Origin of the sequence: Bradyrhizobium sp. 35 (assembly GCF_023073215.1) — a bacterium.
GTDB lineage: Bacteria > Pseudomonadota > Alphaproteobacteria > Rhizobiales > Xanthobacteraceae > Bradyrhizobium > Bradyrhizobium canariense_D.
Window position 1 is genome coordinate 68,228 of sequence record NZ_JADPJC010000056.1, and the last position, 18,712, is coordinate 86,939.

General features: G+C 65.2%; 14 protein-coding genes. 6 read left to right on the plus strand and 8 right to left on the minus strand.

Annotated elements, in window-relative coordinates:
• Positions 1-43 precede the first annotated feature (43 nt).
• From IVB36_RS12130 to IVB36_RS12140, 3 genes are all read left to right on the plus strand, one after another.
• Positions 44-1,189 (plus strand): HlyD family secretion protein, encoded by a 1,146-nt coding sequence (locus tag IVB36_RS12130; protein ID WP_018460337.1) that lies wholly within the window; start codon positions 44-46, stop codon positions 1,187-1,189.
• Entirely contained in the window at positions 1,186-2,682 is a 1,497-nt protein-coding gene (locus tag IVB36_RS12135) for an MDR family MFS transporter (protein ID WP_085361028.1), read from the plus strand. Before IVB36_RS12130 ends, IVB36_RS12135 begins: the two co-directional genes overlap by 4 nt.
• Before the next feature lie 93 nt (positions 2,683-2,775).
• The gene (locus tag IVB36_RS12140) at positions 2,776-3,714 is read left to right on the plus strand and encodes an aldo/keto reductase (protein ID WP_026234005.1); all 939 of its coding nucleotides are present in this window, start codon (positions 2,776-2,778) and stop codon (positions 3,712-3,714) included.
• Positions 3,715-3,737: 23 nt separating this feature from the next.
• Here the strand turns inward: IVB36_RS12140 and IVB36_RS12145 are convergent, their stop codons facing one another.
• Positions 3,738-6,578 (minus strand): winged helix-turn-helix domain-containing protein, encoded by a 2,841-nt coding sequence (locus IVB36_RS12145; RefSeq protein WP_247295119.1) that lies wholly within the window; start codon positions 6,576-6,578, stop codon positions 3,738-3,740.
• A 287-nt stretch (positions 6,579-6,865) separates the two neighbouring features.
• On the opposite strand from IVB36_RS12145, the gene IVB36_RS12150 reads away from it, so the two are divergent.
• A complete protein-coding gene (locus tag IVB36_RS12150; RefSeq protein WP_018460333.1) occupies positions 6,866-7,855 on the plus strand; it encodes a tripartite tricarboxylate transporter substrate binding protein in 990 nt (329 codons plus the stop codon).
• Positions 7,856-7,861: 6 nt separating this feature from the next.
• Here IVB36_RS12150 and IVB36_RS12155 read toward each other — a convergent pair whose 3' ends face one another.
• The 7 genes from IVB36_RS12155 to IVB36_RS12185 form a co-directional block, all read right to left on the minus strand.
• Positions 7,862-9,001 carry an MFS transporter gene (locus tag IVB36_RS12155; RefSeq protein WP_026234004.1) on the minus strand — a complete coding sequence of 380 codons (1,140 nt, stop codon included), beginning with the start codon at positions 8,999-9,001 and terminating at the stop codon, positions 7,862-7,864.
• 860 nt (positions 9,002-9,861) lie between these two features.
• Positions 9,862-11,094, minus strand: a complete 1,233-nt coding sequence (locus IVB36_RS12160) for a Zn-dependent hydrolase (RefSeq protein ID WP_018460331.1) — start codon at positions 11,092-11,094, stop codon at positions 9,862-9,864.
• Positions 11,087-11,872 (minus strand): ABC transporter ATP-binding protein, encoded by a 786-nt coding sequence (locus IVB36_RS12165; protein WP_018460330.1) that lies wholly within the window; start codon positions 11,870-11,872, stop codon positions 11,087-11,089. Before IVB36_RS12165 ends, IVB36_RS12160 begins: the two co-directional genes overlap by 8 nt.
• Complete coding sequence (locus IVB36_RS12170) at positions 11,869-12,642, minus strand: ABC transporter permease (protein WP_007601313.1); 774 nt, start codon at positions 12,640-12,642, stop codon at positions 11,869-11,871. The genes IVB36_RS12165 and IVB36_RS12170 overlap by 4 nt, the downstream gene beginning before the upstream one ends.
• 73 nt (positions 12,643-12,715) lie before the next feature.
• The gene (locus IVB36_RS12175; protein WP_247391530.1) at positions 12,716-13,660 is read right to left on the minus strand and encodes an ABC transporter substrate-binding protein; all 945 of its coding nucleotides are present in this window, start codon (positions 13,658-13,660) and stop codon (positions 12,716-12,718) included.
• A gap of 106 nt (positions 13,661-13,766) precedes the next feature.
• Entirely contained in the window at positions 13,767-14,495 is a 729-nt protein-coding gene (gene hutC, locus IVB36_RS12180; RefSeq protein ID WP_018460328.1) for a histidine utilization repressor, read from the minus strand.
• Positions 14,492-15,850 (minus strand): formimidoylglutamate deiminase, encoded by a 1,359-nt coding sequence (locus tag IVB36_RS12185; protein WP_018460327.1) that lies wholly within the window; start codon positions 15,848-15,850, stop codon positions 14,492-14,494. Before IVB36_RS12185 ends, hutC begins: the two co-directional genes overlap by 4 nt.
• 84 nt (positions 15,851-15,934) lie before the next feature.
• On the opposite strand from IVB36_RS12185, the gene hutI reads away from it, so the two are divergent.
• Positions 15,935-17,149 (plus strand): imidazolonepropionase, encoded by a 1,215-nt coding sequence (gene hutI / locus IVB36_RS12190; RefSeq protein WP_018460326.1) that lies wholly within the window; start codon positions 15,935-15,937, stop codon positions 17,147-17,149.
• Entirely contained in the window at positions 17,149-18,705 is a 1,557-nt protein-coding gene (hutH, locus tag IVB36_RS12195) for a histidine ammonia-lyase (RefSeq protein WP_018460325.1), read from the plus strand. The genes hutI and hutH overlap by 1 nt, the downstream gene beginning before the upstream one ends.
• Positions 18,706-18,712: the final 7 nt, after the last annotated feature.

Below are 18,712 nucleotides of genomic sequence, written 5' to 3' on the forward strand. Positions count from 1 at the left end.
TGTAACGAACGTTATTAAATAGATTGAACCCGAGGATCTTCCGATGCGTTTCGATTTCGCGCCAATCGCCGGCGGGCTCGGCGTTCGCAACAGCTTCCGCCCGAGCGACGCAGCCGCCCAATGGTTTGGGGCAGGGCTCGGCAAGCCGCTGCGACGGCCGCTGATGCTTGCGCTGCCGATGGCGGCGGCCGTGGTCGGCGCATTCATCTATCTGGCGCAGGAGCAATATGTCTCGACCGACGACGCCTTTGTGCGTGCCGCCAAGGTGACCATCAACGCGCGCGTTTCCGGCCAGGCGGTCGAGATAGCCGTGCGTGACAACGAGCGCGTCCGGCGGGGGCAGGTGCTGTTTCGCATCGACCCGGAGCCTTATCAAATTGCCGTCGACCAGGCCGAGGCGCGCCTCGGCAGTGCGCGGCTCCAGATCGAATCCCTCAAGGCGACCCACCGTCAGCAGCAGGCGGAGCTGCAGTCGGCCAAAGAGACGGCTACGTTCGACGAGCACGAATTCGACCGCAAGAGGATGCTGGTTGCCTCCGACTTCACGCCACGCGCGGTCTATGAACGGGCCGAGACGGATCTCAAGGTCGCTCGCCAGCGCGTGGCGTCGGTCGAGCAGCAGATCGCCACCACGATCGTCGCACTCAACGGCGAGCTTGAGGGTGATGTCGATCGCCATCCGGCAGTCCGCGCAGCCAAGGCACAATTCGACCGTGCGCGGCTGGATCTCTCCTACGCCACCGTGACGGCGCCGGACGACGGCATCGTGACCAAGGTCGACGATCTCCAGATTGGTGGCTTCGTCAATGCCGGGGCACCGACGTTCTCGTTGCTGTCGAGCCGGCACGTCTGGGTCGAGGCGAATTTTCGCGAGACCGGTCTCACTCATATGCGCCCTGGCCAGGAGGCGACGATCGACGTCGATGCCTATCCCGATCGCAAGTTCAAGGCACACATCGTCAGCATGAGTCCGGGGACCGGCTCGGACTTCTCGCTCCTGCCGCCCGAGAATGCGACGGGAAACTGGGTCAAGGTCGTCCAGCGATTGCCGGTGCGCTTGGAACTCGACGATCTCGATCCAAACCGGCCGCTGTTCTCAGGCATCAGCGTGACGGCGCGGGTCGATACAGGCCATCGCCGCAGCTGGGCGCATCTGCTCCAACCGGCGCTTGCGATGGAGGGCAAATGAGTACGCCCCTCCCATCGTCCACGGCGCCCGGCGGTCATCACGCGATCGCCGCGGCCGCCCTCATGGCGACCTACATGCAGGCCGTCAACATCTCGATACCGAACGCGGCGCTACCCCATATTCAGGCGACGCTCTCGATGGCCAATGACGAGGTCGGTTGGGTGTTTTCCTCGTATATCGCGGCGAGCGCCGTGACCATGTCGATCACGCAATGGCTGGCGGGACGCTACGGTCGGAAGGTGGTCTATCAGGCCGCCGTCACGATCTTCGTGTTGGGTCTCGCGCTCGACGCGCTGGCGACGACGTCGATTCAGTTCGTGCTGGCGCGAATCCTCCAGGGCGCGGCGAGCGGACCGCTGGCACCGCTCTCGCTGGCGATCCTGCTCGAGGCGACATCGCCGGTGCGACATGCGCGCATGAGCCTGGCGTGGACCGTCTGCTCCCTACTCGGCATCAGCAGTGGCCCGGCCATTGGCGGCTGGCTCAGCGAATATTACGGCTGGCCCTCGATCTTCTATTTCAGCCTGCCGATGACGGGCTTCATTTTCCTGACGATGGCTCAGCTGCTCCGCGAGAAGCGGGCGGAGCGGAGCCGGTCCTTCGACTTCTTCGGTCTGACGACGTTCTCCGTCGGCATGATCGGGTTGCAGATGTTGCTCGACCGCGGGGAGCGCCTCGAATGGTTCGCCTCGACGGAAATCTGGATCGAGGCGGGCGCCTCCGTGCTCGGCTTCTATCTCTTCATCGTGCACGTCATGACGACAAAGGAGCACTTTCTCCGCACGGCGCTGTTCAGGGACCGCAATCTCGTGCTCTCGACGGTCATCTCCTTCGCGCTTGGCTTCGTGCTGCTGCCGACCCTGGCCTTGACGTCCCCGATGCTGGAGGAATTGCTCAACTACCCCGTCGACACCACCGGATACATGACCGTTCCTCGCGGCGTCGCGCTGGTGGGGGCGCTGGTGCTGACGAGCCTGGTCCCGGCGCAGATCGACTACCGGCCGTTCCTCGTGGGTGGAATGACGCTGGTGGTCTATGCCAACTGGCTGATGCTTGGCTATTCACCGGCGATGGATTGGCGGCCGGTCGTCGAGGCCGGCCTGCTCCAGGGAGCGGGTCTCGGCATGTTGCTGCCCGCGCTCGCCAGGGCCGCGTTCGGCACGCTCGATCCGAAGCTCCGCCCGGAAGGCAGCGCGCTGATCAACCTGTCGCGCCTCTATGGCAGCACCATTGGCATCGCGGTCGTCCAGCTCTTCTTCTACGCCAACACGCAGGCTGTGCATGTCGCACTCGCAAAGAACCTCACGCCCTATCGTGTCGCCGCTTACGTCGGGGGCTCGGTCGGCAAGCCGGGTCTTGCGGCCCTCAACGGCATGGTCACGCGTCAGGCGGCGACCGTCGCGGTCATCGACCAGTTCGAGATCCTGATGTTCGCCATGCTCGTCATGATTCCGCTCGTGTTTTTTCTCCGTAAGCCGCGGCCTACCGGTTAACGCCTGGAGTCGTGGAATGACATCGCATCGTCAATTTCGAATACCTCGTCCCTTACTTTTGAGGGAGCTGAGGGCAAACAAAGGAGCATCAGCATGACAACGTCGGATTCGCTTCGTTATACGAGAATTCTAACTCATCAATCCGGGACGATTCCCGCGGTGGGATTTGGCACGCTCATTCCGGATCCGCTCGTGACCAGGCGGGCCACCAAGGCTGCATTGGAGGCCGGATTTCGACATCTTGATTGCGCGGAGCGCTATCGCAACGAAGAGGCGGTCGGCGATGCGCTGCGGGAGGCATTCAAGGCGGGGACGCTTCAGCGCAAGGACCTGTTCGTTACGACGAAGCTATGGAACACCAATCATCGGCCGGAACGGGTCAGGCCTGCCTTCGACGGCAGTCGCCGGCGGCTGCAACTCGACGAGATCGATTGCTACATCATCCATACGCCCTTTGCCTTTCAACCCGGCGACGAGCAGGACCCGAGGGATGAGCACGGTCGGGTCATCTATGATTCAGGGGTTACGCTGGCGGAGACATGGGGGGCGCTGGAGCGCCTCGTCGACGAGGGGCACTGCAAGTCGATCGGTCTGTCGGACATCACCCTGGACAAGCTGCGCGAGATCGTTTCGATCGCGCGGATCAGGCCCGCCATGGTGCAAGTCGAATCGCATCCGTATCTTCCCGAATGGGACCTGCTCGACTTCTGTCGAGAGCACGGGATTGTCTTGCAGGCGTTTGCAGCGCTGGGACACGCCATGAAGCCGAACGTGCTAGCCGATCCGGTGATCACTGCCATCGCGGAGCGCTTGCACAGGACGCCGGCTCAAATTGCGCTGGCGTGGGCGGTCCAGCGCGGCACCGCTTTCCTGACGACTTCGACCAATTCCCGGCGCATCCAGGAAAACTTCGATATTTCGGCCTTGCCCGAAGACGCCATGCGAGAGATGAGGGACCAGATTACGACAAACATCAGGTTCAACACGGTCGTCGAGACCGGCGTGCCCGGATTCATTCCGCGGGCCGGATGAATCGGAGCCGGTCAGCCGACTCGTCAAGCCCGGAGCTGCTCGATCAGATCGTGGGCGCTGCGGATCTCGGCAATGCCGGCGCCCTCGGTGAACGGCCCGCATGCGCGTTGCAGAATTGCCAAGGCCTCCGCGCTCTGGCCGGCCCCGATCATGTACCGCGCCAGGCTGACCGCGCTTCGCAGCTCCCAGAAAAGCGCGCCTTGCTGGACGGCAATGTCCATGGCCTCGCGAAAGCGCGCCTCGGCATCCTCTGAATGCCGGGCGTTCCTGAGCATCAACTCTCCCTTGATGCGGATCAGCTCCGGCAGATACCAGAGCTCCTGCCGGTCGTTGCAGCGGGTCAGGACATCCTCGATCACGTCGAGCCCGCGATCGACCTGGTCGGCCTCTCCGGAACACGCGGCGAGCTCGCCGAGCAAGGGCAGAAAGCGCGGCAGGAAGCGCGCATCGCCGGCGCGATTGAGCTCCTCGCGCAGCAGCGGCAGGCCGGTCGTGACGTCGCCGCGCCTGACCATGACTGCGGCGTTGAAGGCCCGTGCCCACAGGCCCCACAGCCGGATGGCGTGGCGCTCGGTGTGTTCGAGCAGCTCGATGCCGTGACGCTCGGCGGCGTCGAAATCGCCGGACCAGAAGGCGATCGGGCAGGCGGCTTGTCCGAGCACGCTGCAGAATGTCAGCGCGTGGCCGTTGGCGCGGCCTTCCTCGATGTTTCTGGCGGTGAGGGCCTGAGCCTGATCGGCCAGACCCTGAAGCCACAGGATGCGAGCTCGAAAATATTGCGTCGATATTCTCAGATCGAGCGGGAAGATTTTCGGCTTCTCCGCCAACACATGCAACGATGCATTGACCCGGTCGATGCGCAGCCGAGCCTCGTTCTGATCCCCGAGATAATGCAGCGCGACGGCCATCAGCCGGTCGCCCAGCATGACATCGGTCCTGTCGGGCGAGTTCGCGGCTGCGTTCGCAAAGCGATCGGCGAGCGCACGGGCCTTGCCGAACTGTCCGTTATTGAACTGGTCGATGCACAAGCCCCAGAGCGCGCGCAGCCGGAAATCCTTGTCGTCGAGCCTGTCAGCCAGCTCGAGGGTCGTCTCGAGGATCGGCCGCGCCTCGCGCGCGCGGCCCTCGCCATACATCAGCGACCATCCGAGCGCCGACAGCAGCTGCATGCGGATGCGGTCGTCGTCGGCGGTGTCTCCGAGCGCCGCGAGCGCCGTTCTGCTGCGCTCACGGCATTCCGCGAACAGCGAAAGACGCACCCACAGCGTGACTGCGGCCGACGTCAGCGCGATCCCGAGTTTCGGCTCGCCGTCGGGCCCGAAGGCCCAGTCCAACGCCGCGCGCACATTGTCCAGCTCCGCGCCATACATGCTCAGCCATTCGGGCAGCGGCGTCGAAATATCGGCCTCCGCGCGCTGGAATAAATCGCGAAAATGCTCGGCATGACGCCGCGCGAACTGCCCGGCTTCGCCGAGCTCGTTGAGTTTTCCGTATGCATAGGTGCGCGTGGTGTCGAGCAGCCGATAGCGCAGCGTCCGCGAGCCGGACGGCGAAATCAGAGACTTGGTCACCAGGCTGTCGATTGCTTCGAGGGTCTCGGAGGCGTTGAGGCCGTCACCCGACGCGACCGCCGCAGCCGCCTCCGGCGCGAAAGGCCCGGCGAAGACCGACAGGCGTCGCAGCGTTGCGCTCTCCGCGGCAGGCAGAAGGTCGTAGCTCCAGTCGAGCGCCGCAGCGAGTGTCTGGTGCCGCGGCACGGCGGTGCGTCGGCCGCGCCATTGCAGCGAAAAGCGGCTGTCGAGCAGGGATGCCGTGCCGGCGATGCCGTAAGCATTGACGCGGCCCGCCGCGAGCTCGATTGCCAGCGCGATGCCGTCGAGGCGCCGGCAGATGCTCGCGACGAGGGGGGCCTCTTCCGCGCTGAGCTGGAACGGGCCCGAGCTCTGCGCAATGCGCTCCACAAAGAGCTGAGCCGCAGGGTAGGCAAGGACCTCGTCGACAGCAAGCCCTTCGCGCTCGGGCGGACAGTCCAGCGGGAACAGCCGGAAAATTCGCTCGCCTTCGCTCCGGAACGACTCGCGGCTGGTTGCGAGAACACGAAGCTGCGGTGCTTCGCGAACGATGCGCTCGACCAGCGGCGCCAAATGATCCAGCACATGTTCGCAACCGTCGAAGATCAGCAGGGCCGGGTCGGTCTTCAGAAACGTCAGCAGGGCCGGCGTCGGATCCTCCGCGCTGATGGTCAGTCCGAGCGCCGAAGCAATGGTGGTCGCGATGTGACTGGCATCCCTCAGCGGACCGAAATCGACAAAGAAGACTCGCCCGCCGAAATCCTGGGAGCGGCGATGCCCGACGGTGACGGCGACCGAGGTCTTGCCGATGCCGCCCGGGCCGACGACGGTCATGAAGCGATAGAGCGAAAGTCCGTTCGAGATCTTCTCGATGACACCTTCCCGGCCGACCATCCTGGTGAGCTGAGCGGGCAAGGAGCGGGGAGGGGCGCTTTCGGCCGGGAGCGGGGCGGCCGGAGGAGCTGCTTGAGCGAACGAGGCGACAAAGCAATAGCCGCGGCCGGGCACGTTGACGACGTAACGCGCCGACTTGCCGGTGTCGCCGAGCGCCTTGCGTAGCGCTGCGACATGGAAGCGCAGGCTACCCTCGTCGACATTGACGCCGGCCCAGATGCGCTTGACCAGCTCTCTCTTGTCGACCACTTCTCCGGGGCGTCCGGCAAGGAAGATGAGAATGTCGAGCGCGCGGCCGCCGACATGAAGCGGCGAGCCCTCCTTCTCCAGGAGCCGGGACTTCGGAAACAGTCGAAATGGCCCAAAGGAAATGGCCGAATCTTCGCTACGATCTGGCACGCGCCATCGCCCCCTCGAAGGGAGTCAAAAGGTATTACTTTCTGATCTAACAGAACGAGGCGTACAGTAAACCGGTCGAAAGCAGTGGGCAGGGCTGACAGCCCTGCGCGGACGGATGGCTCGCCGAAATAATGCTTGTGAAATAAAGAGTTAGGCCGACATGACAATGCGATGACGCCGGGGCACGGCCGGATGGAGCATTGACTGTGATGCCGGATTGCTGCGATGGCATGGTCCGGGACCCGGTCCCGCCACCACATTGACTGCCGACTTCCGGAATTTCCAGCATGGCCTCTTTCACGCGGCGACAATTGGTGCACGCGTTGTCGGGCGCAGCGGCGCTCGCCGCGCTTCCCCGCAGCGGACAAGCCGCCGACTATCCGTCTCGTCCCATTCGCCTGGTGATTCCCTACGGAGCCGGCGGATCGGGTGACCAGATCGCGCGCCCCTGGGTGGACAGGATGCCGTCGCTGCTCGGGCCGACCTTCGTCGAATATATCGGCGGCGCGGGCGGCGCCATCGGGACCGCGGCGGTCGCGCGCGAGGAGCCCGACGGCTATTCGCTGCTGCTCGGCAACGGCAGCACGCAGGTCATCATTCCCATGACGGCGGCAAATCCCGGATATTCCGTTGGCGATTTCCGCGCCATCTACCGGCTGATCAACAGCGCGCTGGTTTTCGCCGTCAATCCTTCGGTGCCTGCCGCAAACCTGCGCGAGTTGATCACCTATGCGAAAGCCAATCCAGGAAAGCTGTCCTATGGCACGCCGGGGATCGCCACCGGAAACCATCTGGTCGGCGAATCCTTCAAGCAGCAGGCCGGCGCGCTGGACATCGTCCACGTGCCCTATCGCGGCATCGCGCAGGCGACCAACGACCTCGTCAGCGGCCAGATATCGCTCGTCATTGCCGTCATGTCCGTTCAATTGCAGCAGCTGGCCCAAGCGGGAAGAGTCAGGCTGCTTGCGGTCACCACCGAAACGCGGCTGAGCGGCGCGCCGGAGATCCCGACCGCCGTCGAATCCGGCATGCCCGGCATCCGGTATGAGGGATGGTTCGGTCTGTTCGCACCCAAGGACACCGACGATGCGATCATCGACCGGATCGCGCAGGCGACGCGGCTCGCCATGGCCGATAGGGCGCTTCTGGCGAGCTATCGCGCCCAGGGCATGGAGCCGGACAACGATTCAAGCCCGGACAAATTCCAGCGCATCGTCGAGGCCACATCCGCAAGCCTCGCGCCCCTGATCAAATCGATCGGGCTGATCAATTTGTGAAGCCGCTCAGGCATCGGCGCGCGTGACAATGCGCGCCGTCAGCGTGACGAGGCCCATCAGCGCGGTCAGGAGCCAGAACGCCACCGGCAATCCGCCAAGACGTGCGATGAAGCCGACACCGGCGGGGCCCACGAGAACGCCGGCGTAGCCGGCGGTCGTGATCGCCGCGACGGCGAGGCCCGTTGGCATCACCTTCTGCCTCGCCGCTCGGCGGAACAGCACCGGCACGAGGTTGGATGCGCCGAGGCCGATGAGTAGGAAGCCGCCTATGGCGACCGCCACGACGGGAGCGGTGAGCAGGACCACGAAACCCGCGATCGCAATCAGGCTGCCCCAGAACAATGTCGTGCGGTCTCCGATGCGCGCGACGACGGCGTCGCCGCCGAGCCGCCCAATCGTCATCGCGACCGAGAACACGATGTAGCCGATCCCGCCTTGCGCTTCGGAAACGAGACCCGCGCCGATGACGAGCAACGCGCCCCAATCGAGCATCGCGCCTTCGACGAGGAAGGTGATGGCGCAAAGCAGCGCGAGCAGGAGCACGGCGCCATGCGGCAGCACGAACAGCGGTCCTTCCTGCACCTGCACGGAGCGAAGCAGCCGCGGCCAGGCCCCAAGCATCGCGATCAGCATCAGGACGGAGCAGATCAGCGTGCAAGCGAGCGCGCCGAGTTGCAGCGAGAGCAGTGCGGTCATGAGCGCGGCCCCGGCGAAGCCGCCGATACTGAACAGCGCGTGGAAGCCGGACATCAGCGGACGTCCCGCGGCGCGCTCCACCTCAACCGCGTGGATGTTCATGGCGACATCGATGGAGCCGAGCGCGGCGCCGAATGCGAGGAGTGCCAGCGCCAGCATCGCGGGCGAGTTCGCGATTGTCAGCAGAGGCAGGACCAGGGCAAGACCGATCCCGCCCGCCATGATGATCGGCTTGCTGCCATAGCGCGCACTCAGCACGCCGGTCAGAAGCATCGCGACGACCGAGCCGATGCCGAGGCTGAGCAGGAGCAGTCCGAGGATGCCGTCGTCGACGGCGAGCCGCGCCTTCGCGAACGGCACCAGTGGTGCCCAACACGCCATGCCGAAACCCGCGACGAGGAAGGCAAGTCTGGTCGCAAGGCGTGTCGCTGGCCTGTCGGCAGAAGACATGGGAACTCCGGGAAGGGGGAATCAGGGCAGGGGCAATCGACAAGCCCCGCAATTGTCGCGTCTTTATGTCCGCGGCGGACTCGGATTGTCGCAGGCGGCCCCCGGGCGGCCGCAAGCGGACACCAGGCCTTTTGGCTCGTCACCGGCATCTCGGCGCGCCGGTGGGCTGCGCCGTCGGGCGAAACACCTTGACAGCCCGACCCGCACCGGTGTCAAGCCGCACTGATGAAAATATTCCGCTTTACCGAAATTCGGAAACGGCGTATGTGTTGGCCAATCCGGCTCATCCTTGAGGGGCGATCTTGTGGTCGTCATGTTCGCGAGCCGGGCTTGCGGTGGACGCGGCAGCGTTCGGGTGCGAGAGGTGTGGGCAGGGCGGATTGCTCTCCGTGAGCCCAAGGCTTCGTTCCGACGAGCGGCGCTGCTAGGCTTCGTCTCGTCTGTAAGTTTCCGGCTCGGTCGACAGGGCTGGGAATACTGCGGCGAAATGGCGGGCCGTGCGTACGGCAAAACCGTGTGGTCCTGGCCGTCGTTGCTACGGTCAAGCTCTGGCGAATGCGGCATCTGCGTCAACCGGCGCGGTGCCGGTGACTTTCGTTGGGGCGAGGGAGGCCAAAGAGAACTCGGCTCCCGGGAGAGCACGGCATAAGCCGTCCAACCATCGCGCAGGGAAGGCCGAGTGATTGGCTACACCTGTATGCTGCTGTGCGGTTTTTCTGCGTGTGCTTTTCGCGCAGCGGACCGCGGGTGCCAGCCGGCACCCGGCCTTCCCTGCGCCCTCTTGGACAAGAGGGTGAAGCGACGAAGCAAAGCTCGGGCGAAACACGCCGCGAGGATGCGAAGCTGTGTCTGTAATCGTTCTAGCCGCCGAGTATCCGCTGGCAAGCGTCGACAAACACCTGGGCGCCGGTGACGATGTCGACGTCGGCGGTGTTCTCGGTCCAGTGATGACTGATGCCGCCGATCGACGGTACGAACAGCATGCCCGCGGGCATGATTGTCGCCAGCATCTGCGCGTCGTGGCCGGCGCCGCTGGGCATGCGGATGGACCGTCCGCCGGCCAGGGCCTTGCTCGCGGCTTCGATCGCGTCCTGGATGCCCGCGTTCATCATGGCCGGCGCACCGGTGCGCAGTTTGTCCACGGTGACGGTGCAGGGGCCGTTCGCGCTGACCTCGTCCGCCATGCTCCGCAGCAGTTCTTCCAGCCGTGCGACGACGGAAGGATCGTCGTCGCGGATCTGGAACAGCATTTCGGCCGCACCCGGAATGATGCTCGGTGCGCCCGGATCGAGCGTGATGCGGCCGGTGGTCCAGACCGTGCGCAGGCCGCAGCTCTCGGGGAAACGCTTGTCGATCGCGACGCAGAACTTTGCCAGCGCCAGCCCGGCATCCTTCCGTGCAGCCATGCGGGTCGTGCCGGCGTGATTCTGTTCACCGACGAAATTGATCTGGTATTGCCAGATGCCGACGATGGAGGTGACGACGCCGATCGCAAGGCGACCGCTTTCGAGCGTGTCGCCCTGCTCGATATGGGCTTCCAGATATCCGACGTGCCGGCCCGGCTCGGCGGCGATGCGTGGTCGTCCTGCGAGCCCCATGTCGGCAAGTGCGGCCCGCATGGTGCGGCCGCTGGTGCGGTCGCGTGCGGCATCGATGTCGGTCTCGGTCAATTGGCCGACATAGGAGCGCGAACCGAGAAAGTGTCCAAAGTGTCCTTCCTCGTCGCACCAGGCGGCAACCTCGACCGCGCCTTCGAGCGAGGGATCGGCATTGAGCACGCGGGCCGCTTCGAGCGCGTAGACGACCCCGAGCGGGCCGTCGAGCCAGCCGGCGTAGTTCTGGCTTTCGAGGTGCGATCCCGCGAGCAGCTTGGGTCCCGACTTTGCGCTGGTGCCAAAGACATTGCCGATGCCGTCGATCGCGGCGGAGAGGCCTGCGTCGGGCAGCTTCTGCACCAGCCAATCCAGCGAAAGCTTGTGCGGCTCGGAGAAGGTCGGCTTGTGCACGCCGGTCTTGTACGCGCCAATGGCACGGAGCGCATTGAGATCGGCGAGAACGCGCTCGCCGTTTGCGCGTGAAAAGGTGTTAGGCATGCTCGGCAACCTTCAACGCCTCGGTGCGGATCTCCTCGACCAGCCGTTCCTTCAACTGCACAAATTCGGGCGTGGTCTTGATCTTGTAGGAGCGCGGATGCGGCAGGTCCACATTGATCTCGGCCTTGATGCGGCCGGGACGCGCGCTCATGACGATGACGCGGCTGCCGAGGAAGATCGCTTCCTCGATGTCGTGGGTCACGAACAGCACGGTCTTCTGGTCGCGCTCCCAGATCCCGAGCAGCATTTCCTGCATCAGGGCTCTCGTCTGGTTGTCGAGCGCGCCGAAGGGCTCGTCGAGCAGCAGGATCTTGGGATCATTGGCGAGCGCGCGCGCGATCGCGGTGCGCTGCTGCATGCCGCCGGAGAGCTGCTTTGGCCAATGGTTCTCAAAGCCGGACAAACCGACCTGGCGGATGAAGGCATCGGCGACCTTGTTTCGCTCCACCTCGGGCACGCCGCGCTCGCGAAGGCCGAAGGCGATGTTCTCGCGCACCGTCAGCCAGGGAAACAGCGTGTAGGACTGGAACACCATGCCGCGGTCGGCGCCCGGGCCAGTCACCTCGCGTCCGTCGAGCACCACACGTCCGCCGGTCGGGCGATCGAGGCCGGCGACGATGCGAAGCAGCGTGGACTTGCCGCAGCCGGAAGGGCCGAGGATGGTGACGAAGTCGTTGTTGCCGATCACAAGGTCGGTCGGCTCCAGCGCCCTCGTTGGCGCGTTGCCGTGGCGCGCGGGAAAAGTTCGCGAGACCTGTTCGATCTTGAGGATCGTCATGCGAGCCTCCAGGGAAACAGCCACGCGTTGAACGCCTTGAACAGGAAGTCCGAGACGAGGCCGATCAGCCCGATCACGATGATGCCGAAGATGATCTGGCCGGTGTTGAGCAGCGCCTGGCTGTCGGTGATCATGTGGCCGATGCCGGAGGAGGAGCCGATCAGTTCGGCGACGATGACATAGGTCCAGGCCCAGCCCAGCACCAGCCGCAGGATCTCGGCGATCTCCGGCGCGGAAGAGGGCAACAGCACGCGGCGGATGATGCCGCGGTCGCTGGCTCCCAGCGTATAGGCCGCCTCGACCAGGTCGCGCCGCGTGGTGCCGACGGTCACCGCGATCATCAGGATGATCTGGAACACCGAGCCGATGAAGATGACGAGCAGCTTCTGCAGCTCGCCGATGCCTGCCCACAGGATCAGGAGGGGAATGAAGGCGGAGGCCGGCAAATAGCGCGCAAAGGAAACGAACGGTTCGAGGAAGGCCTCGACCGGCTTGTACGCGCCCATCAGCACGCCGAACGGCACCGCGATGATTGCGGCCAGCACGAAGCCGCCGACGACGCGCCAGATCGTCATGCCGATGTCGAACAGGAAGCCCTGTTTGATGATCAGATCGACGCCTTCCTGCACCATGGTCAGCGGGTTGGCGAGGAACACCTTCGACACATGGCCGCCGAAGGTCGCCCAGGACCAGAGGGCTACGAACACCACGAAGAACGCAAGGCCGTAAGCCACGCGCTGCCTTGACGTCACGGGATCGAGGGGACGCATCAAACTGTCTATCCGGGCGGTGAACAAGTTTGCCGGCCCCGCGGCGAGACGGGGCCGGCGGCTCCTGGGAGATTTACTTGATATAGCTGGCGTCGAAGAGATCCTCGACCTTCGGCGCGGCCTTGATGATCCCGATCTCGAGCAGGAGGTCGGCGGCCTCCTTGTTGAAGGTCAGGAAATCGCCGGCGAAGAATTTCTGGTTCGCGGCCTTGTCCTGCCAGCGCAGATATTTTGCCGAGTTGCCGAACGCCTCGCCGCTCTGCTTCACGTCGGCACCCATGATCTCGTAGGGCTTGGCCTGGTCCTTGGCGATCATGTCGAGGGCCTCGAAATAGCTGTCGGCGAGCGCCTTGGCGGCCTTCGGGTTCTCGGTGAGGAATTTCGGCGTGCAGCCGAACGTGTCCATGACCATCGGATAGTCGAGCGTGGTCGCGATGATCTTGCCCTTGTCGGGGGCGGCACGAACCGTCGACAGATACGGCTCATAGGTCATCGCGGCATCGTTCTGGCCGGAGACAAAGGCCTGTGCCGCCGCCGCCGGCTCGAGGTTCACGACAGTGACGTCCTTCACCGACAAGCCGTTCTTCTTGAGCATCCAGGCCAGCGCGAAATAGGGCGAGGTACCGGGCGCGGAAGCAGCAACCGTCTTGCCCTTCAGATCCTTGATCGCGGCAAGCTCGTTGCGCACGGCCATGCCGTCGGCGCCGTAGCTCTTGTCGAGCTGGAAGATCTGCTTGGTCGCGACGCCGTTGGCGTTCCAGGAGATCCAGGTCTCCACGGTGGTCGCCGCGCACTGGACGTCGCCGGACGCGATCGCGAGATGGCGATCCTTCTGCGGAATCTTCTTGATGGTGACGTCGAGGCCGTTCTTCTTGAAAATGCCGGCTTCCTTCGCCAGCGTCAGCGGCGCGAACCCGGTCCATCCGGAAATGCCGACGCCGACCTTGACGTCGTCGGCGAGCACGGGGGTGGAGACCGCAAGTGCAATGACTGCCGCAAATACTTTCGAACTACGCATGATTGTCGTCCTCTTGCCGATCGATGGATTGACGTCCTGTTGATCTTGGTCGGTCCTCGCGGACCGTTGCCCGAAGCTTTGCACGATTTGTGCCGACATCGTCCTCTCAGCCTCCCTTGAATCGGGCGACAAGGCGGTGAGAGTCACCGGGATAGAGCAGCCGCACGGCGGTGATCGTGCGCGCGCTGCGCCAGGTATAGCGGTCGATCACGAGGCAGGGCGCGCCGACGGCGATGTCGAGCGCTTCGGCCGTGCGATCGTCCGCAACGATAGCGCTGATCGTATGCTCGGCCTCTGTCCATGGCACATGGTGAAGCAGCCACGAGCCGGGCGGCTCACGCGAAAAATCCGCGGCCGCCGCATCCGGCACCGACGCGAGATCGATCAGCCGGTCCTCGACGGCGAACGGCACGTTGTCGGCGCTGTGGCGGCAGGTGATCGCGACGACCTTGCCGGCCTTCTTGACGCCGAGGCGGTCGCGGTCGGCAGCCGTTGCGGCGCGGAGCTTGCGGCCGATCAGCTCGTAGCCGTAAGCGCGCCCGAGCGCGGTGATCTCGGCGCGCATGTCGGCGATCTTGAGCACGGCGGATTGATGTTGCGGGCGTCGCACGAAGGAGCCGGCACGTCGCCGCCGCTCGATCAGGTCGGCTTGCGCGAGCTCCGACAGCGCCTTGTTCACGGTCATGCGCGAGCAGCCGTAACGCGCCACCAGTTCGTGCTCGAACGGGATGCGATGCCCGGGCGGCCACTCGCCGGTCAGAATGCGCTTCTCGATATCGGCGCGGATCCGCTTGTAGAGCGTCGGCTTGTCGCCGGCATCTGTGGCGAGGCTCATGCGACGAGCCTCCGCACCGATGCGTTGAAGTGTTCGCGCGCGGCCTGGCGCAGTCTGTGCCGCCCGCCTTCGACGACCTTGTCGCCGCCGGCCCAGACGCAATCGATCGCGCCGTTGCCCCCAGCGAAGATCCAGCCGTCGATGGCGGCATCGCGCGCGCGCCCCGCCAGCGAGGGATGCGTGATGTCGAGCGTGACGATGTCGGCGCGTGCACCTGGCGTCAGACCGACTGACATCTGGGCTAGTGCCCGCGCACCGCCTGCAAGCGCATGATCGAACAGGGCGCGTCCCGTCGAGCGGCCTGCGCCGGCAGAGAGCACGTTGCGTTCACGGTGCTTGAGCCGTTGGCCATATTCGAGCTGACGCAGCTCGTCGGCGACGCCGACCAGCACATTGGAATCCGTGCCGACGCCAAAGGCACCGCCGGCACCGACGAATTCGCGCGCCGGGAAAATGCCATCACCAAGGCTTGCCTCGGTGATGGGGCAGAGGCCGGCGACCGCACCGGTCCTAGCGAAGGCGCGGACTTCCTCGTCCGTGGTGTGGGTGGCGTGAATGAGGCACCAGCGTTGATCGACGGGTGCGTGCTCCAGCAACCATTGCACCGGACGTCGTCCGGACCACGCCAGGCAATCCTCGACTTCCTTCACCTGCTCGGCGGCATGAATGTGCACCGGGCCGCCCTCCGCGAGTGGAATGATCGGTGCAAGCTCGGCCGGCGTCACCGCGCGCAAACTGTGCGGCGCGATGCCGATATTCGCGCCCGGCAGTCGTTCAATCGCCTTGCGCGAGGCAGCCATCAGTGCGGAAAATTGATCAACCGTACAGATGAAGCGGCGCTGGCCGGCATGCGGTGCTGCGCCCCCAAATGAGCCATGCGCATAAAAACTCGGCAGCAGCGTCAGCGCAATACCCGAAGCTTCGGCGGCCTGCGCGATGCGTGCGGCCATTTCGCCGATGTCGGCGTAGGGCGAGCCGTCGCGATCATGATGCAGATAATGGAATTCGCCGACGCGGGTAAAACCCTGCTCCAACATCTCGACATAAAGCAGTGTCGCGACCGCTGCGACGTCGTCAGGCGTCATCGCCAGCGCGAAGCGGTACATCGTCTCGCGCCAGGTCCAGAAGGTGTCGGTGCTATCGCCGCGCAGTTCCGCGAGACCCGCCATGCCGCGCTGGAAAGCGTGGCTGTGCAGGCTCGCAAGTCCCGGAAACGCGATGTCGTGGCGTTCATCGCCGGAGACCGGCGCCATGCCCGGCGTCACCTCGGCGATCGCGCCGGCGGTGATCACCACCTGCACGTCATTGGCCCAGCCCGAGGGCAGGAGCGCGGAGGCGAAATGCAGTCGTGTCATGTTTCCATGCCGGCTGGACAGAACCGCGACACGATTATATGTCTAGACATATAAGTCAAGCATCCCACGCGAAGGGACAGTTGCATGGCAGAACGCTTCGACCGGATCTGGCATAACGCCCGGCTCGCCACGATGCGGGCCGATGGTCCCGATCTCGGTGAGATCGAGCACGGCGTGATCGCCGCGCGCGGCGGCCGTATCGCTTATGCGGGTTCGCAGACCGATTTTCCGGCGAGCGCCGATGCAGCCGACCGGATCGATTGCGGAGGGCGCTGGATCACGCCCGGTCTCGTCGACTGTCACACCCATCTGGTCTATGGCGGTAACCGCGCCCATGAGTTCGAGCTGCGCCTGAAGGGCGCGAGCTACGAAGAGATCGCGCGCGCCGGCGGCGGTATCGTCTCGACAGTGGCCGCGACGCGCAAGGCAAGCGAGGCCGAGCTCGTAGCACACGCGCTGCCGCGGCTCGATGCGCTGATTGCCGAGGGTGCCACCACGGTCGAGATCAAGTCCGGCTACGGCTTGGACACCGAGACCGAGATGCGGCAGCTGGCCGCCGCGCGAAGCCTGGGCCGTCAGCGGCCGGTCGCGATCCGCACGTCGTTTCTCGGCGCGCATGCGCTGCCGCCAGAGGCCGATGGCGACAAGGATCGCTACATCGATCTCGTCTGCAGGGAGATGTTGCCGGCGGTCGCGAAGGCGGGCCTCGCCGATGCCGTCGATGCCTTCATGGAGGGGATCGCATTTTCCGGCGAGCAGACGGGGCGGGTGTTCGAGACGGCGAGGCGGCTCGGACTTCCGGTTAAGCTGCATGCTGACCAGCTCTCGAACCTCGGCGGGGCTGCGCTCGCCGCAAAATTCTCGGCGCTCTCGGCCGATCACCTCGAGCACACCGACGAAGCCGGTGCAGCGGCGATAGCGAAGGCCGGAACGGTGGCCGTGCTTCTGCCCGGCGCCTTCTACTTCATCCGCGAGACGCAAAAACCGCCGGTCGAGGCGTTCCGCAAGCACGGCGTTGCCATGGCGCTCGCGACCGACTGCAATCCGGGCAGCTCGCCGCTGACCTCGCTGCTGCTCGCCATGAACATGGGCGCGACGCTGTTCCGGATGAATGTGGCCGAGTGCCTTGTGGGTGTCACCCGCGAAGGCGCGCGAGCGCTCGGCGTGCTCAATGATACCGGCACGTTAGAGGCCGGCAAATGGTGCGACCTTGCGATCTGGGACATCGATCGCCCCGCCGAGCTGGTGTACCGTATCGGCTTCAATCCGCTTCACCGCCGGGTGTGGAGGGGACAGTGATGGAGGAGAGCACAGCGATCGTCGTCAAGCCGGGAACGGTTAGCCTCGACGATCTCGCGCGCGTGCTCGAAGGCGCATCTGTCGTTCTCGATCCCTCGTTCTGGCCGCGCGTCGACGCGGCCGCGGGGATCGTTGCAAGGGCTGCGCGAGCCGACGTCCCCGTGTACGGGATCAACACCGGCTTCGGGAAGCTGGCGTCGAAGCGGATTCCACCTGACCAGACCGCGCTGCTCCAGCGCAATCTCATCGTCTCGCATTGCTGCGGCGTCGGTGCGGCGACGCCCGAGCCGATTGTCCGGCTGATGATGGCGCTGAAGATCATCTCGCTCGGGCGCGGTGCTTCCGGCGTGCGCCGCGAGGTGATCGAGCAGCTGCAGGCCATGCTGGCGCGGCGCGTCTCACCGCTGGTGCCGCAGCAGGGTTCGGTCGGTGCTTCTGGCGATCTCGCGCCGCTCGCGCATATGACCGCTGTGATGATCGGCGAAGGACAGGCGTTCGTCGACGGCAAGAGCGTATCAGGCAGCGACGCGCTCGCCGCAGCCGGCCTACCGCCACTGACGCTCAGTCCCAAGGAAGGGCTCGCGCTGATCAACGGCACGCAATTCTCCACTGCCTACGCCGTCTCCGGCGTGCTGCGCGCATTTCGCCTGGCCCGCGCCGCGCTCGTCACCGGCGCGCTGTCGGTCGATGCCGCGATGGCTTCGACGGCGCCGTTCCGCCCCGAAATCCAGGCGCTGCGCGGCCATTCGGGACAGATCGCGGCCGCGGCAACCTTGATGGCGCTGCTCGACGGCAGCGACATCCGCCTGTCGCATCTCGAAGGCGACGAGCGCGTGCAGGACCCCTATTGCCTGCGCTGCCAGCCGCAGGTCGCAGGCGCGGCGCTCGACCTGATCCTGCAGGCGGCGCGGACGCTGATTATCGAGGCCAATGCCGTCACCGATAATCCGCTTGTCCTGGTCGAGACCGGCGAGATCGTCTCCGGCGGCAACTTCCATGCCGAACCGGTGGCTTTTGCCGCGGATACCATCGCGCTGGCGCTGTCGGAAATCGGTGCGATCAGCGAGCGGCGCATCGCGACGCTGGTCGATCCCGCGCTCAATTTCGGCCTGCCGCCGTTCCTCACTCCCGATCCCGGTATCAATTCCGGCTTCATGATCGCCGAGGTGACGGCGGCCGCACTCTATGCCGAGAACAAGCAGCGCGCGGCCGTGTGCTCGATCGATTCGACGCCGACCAGCGCCAACCAGGAAGACCATGTCTCGATGGCCGCGCATGCTGCACGGCGCCTGTCTGACATGGCGGACAATCTCGCCACCATCCTGGGCATTGAGCTGCTGGTCGCCGCCCAAGGCATCACGCTGCGCGCGCCGCATGCGACCAGCGCGCCGCTCGCCGCCGTCATCGCCGCACTGCGCGAGCAGGTGCCGCAGCTCGGCGCCGACCGCTACATGGCCGGCGATCTCGCCAGGGCTGCAGCGCTGGTCGAAGCCGACGCGCTGCCGGCTGCGGCGCTCGCCGTACTGTCAACTGACCCGTTTCCGACACTTGCCTGACGAGGTG

What these genes read in the sequence shown, in the direction of transcription:
- IVB36_RS12130 (WP_018460337.1), top strand. Translation starts at nt 44, where the DNA reads ATGCGTTTCGATTTCGCGCCAATCGCCGGCGGGCTCGGCGTTCGCAAC.
- IVB36_RS12135 (WP_085361028.1), top strand. Translation starts at nt 1,186, where the DNA reads ATGAGTACGCCCCTCCCATCGTCCACGGCGCCCGGCGGTCATCACGCG.
- IVB36_RS12140 (WP_026234005.1), top strand. Translation starts at nt 2,776, where the DNA reads ATGACAACGTCGGATTCGCTTCGTTATACGAGAATTCTAACTCATCAA.
- IVB36_RS12150 (WP_018460333.1), top strand. Translation starts at nt 6,866, where the DNA reads ATGGCCTCTTTCACGCGGCGACAATTGGTGCACGCGTTGTCGGGCGCA.
- IVB36_RS12155 (WP_026234004.1), bottom strand. Translation starts at nt 9,001, where the DNA reads ATGTCTTCTGCCGACAGGCCAGCGACACGCCTTGCGACCAGACTTGCC.
- IVB36_RS12160 (WP_018460331.1), bottom strand. Translation starts at nt 11,094, where the DNA reads ATGCCTAACACCTTTTCACGCGCAAACGGCGAGCGCGTTCTCGCCGAT.
- IVB36_RS12165 (WP_018460330.1), bottom strand. Translation starts at nt 11,872, where the DNA reads ATGACGATCCTCAAGATCGAACAGGTCTCGCGAACTTTTCCCGCGCGC.
- IVB36_RS12170 (WP_007601313.1), bottom strand. Translation starts at nt 12,642, where the DNA reads ATGCGTCCCCTCGATCCCGTGACGTCAAGGCAGCGCGTGGCTTACGGC.
- IVB36_RS12175 (WP_247391530.1), bottom strand. Translation starts at nt 13,660, where the DNA reads ATGCGTAGTTCGAAAGTATTTGCGGCAGTCATTGCACTTGCGGTCTCC.
- hutC (WP_018460328.1), bottom strand. Translation starts at nt 14,495, where the DNA reads ATGAGCCTCGCCACAGATGCCGGCGACAAGCCGACGCTCTACAAGCGG.
- IVB36_RS12185 (WP_018460327.1), bottom strand. Translation starts at nt 15,850, where the DNA reads ATGACACGACTGCATTTCGCCTCCGCGCTCCTGCCCTCGGGCTGGGCC.
- hutI (WP_018460326.1), top strand. Translation starts at nt 15,935, where the DNA reads ATGGCAGAACGCTTCGACCGGATCTGGCATAACGCCCGGCTCGCCACG.
- hutH (WP_018460325.1), top strand. Translation starts at nt 17,149, where the DNA reads ATGGAGGAGAGCACAGCGATCGTCGTCAAGCCGGGAACGGTTAGCCTC.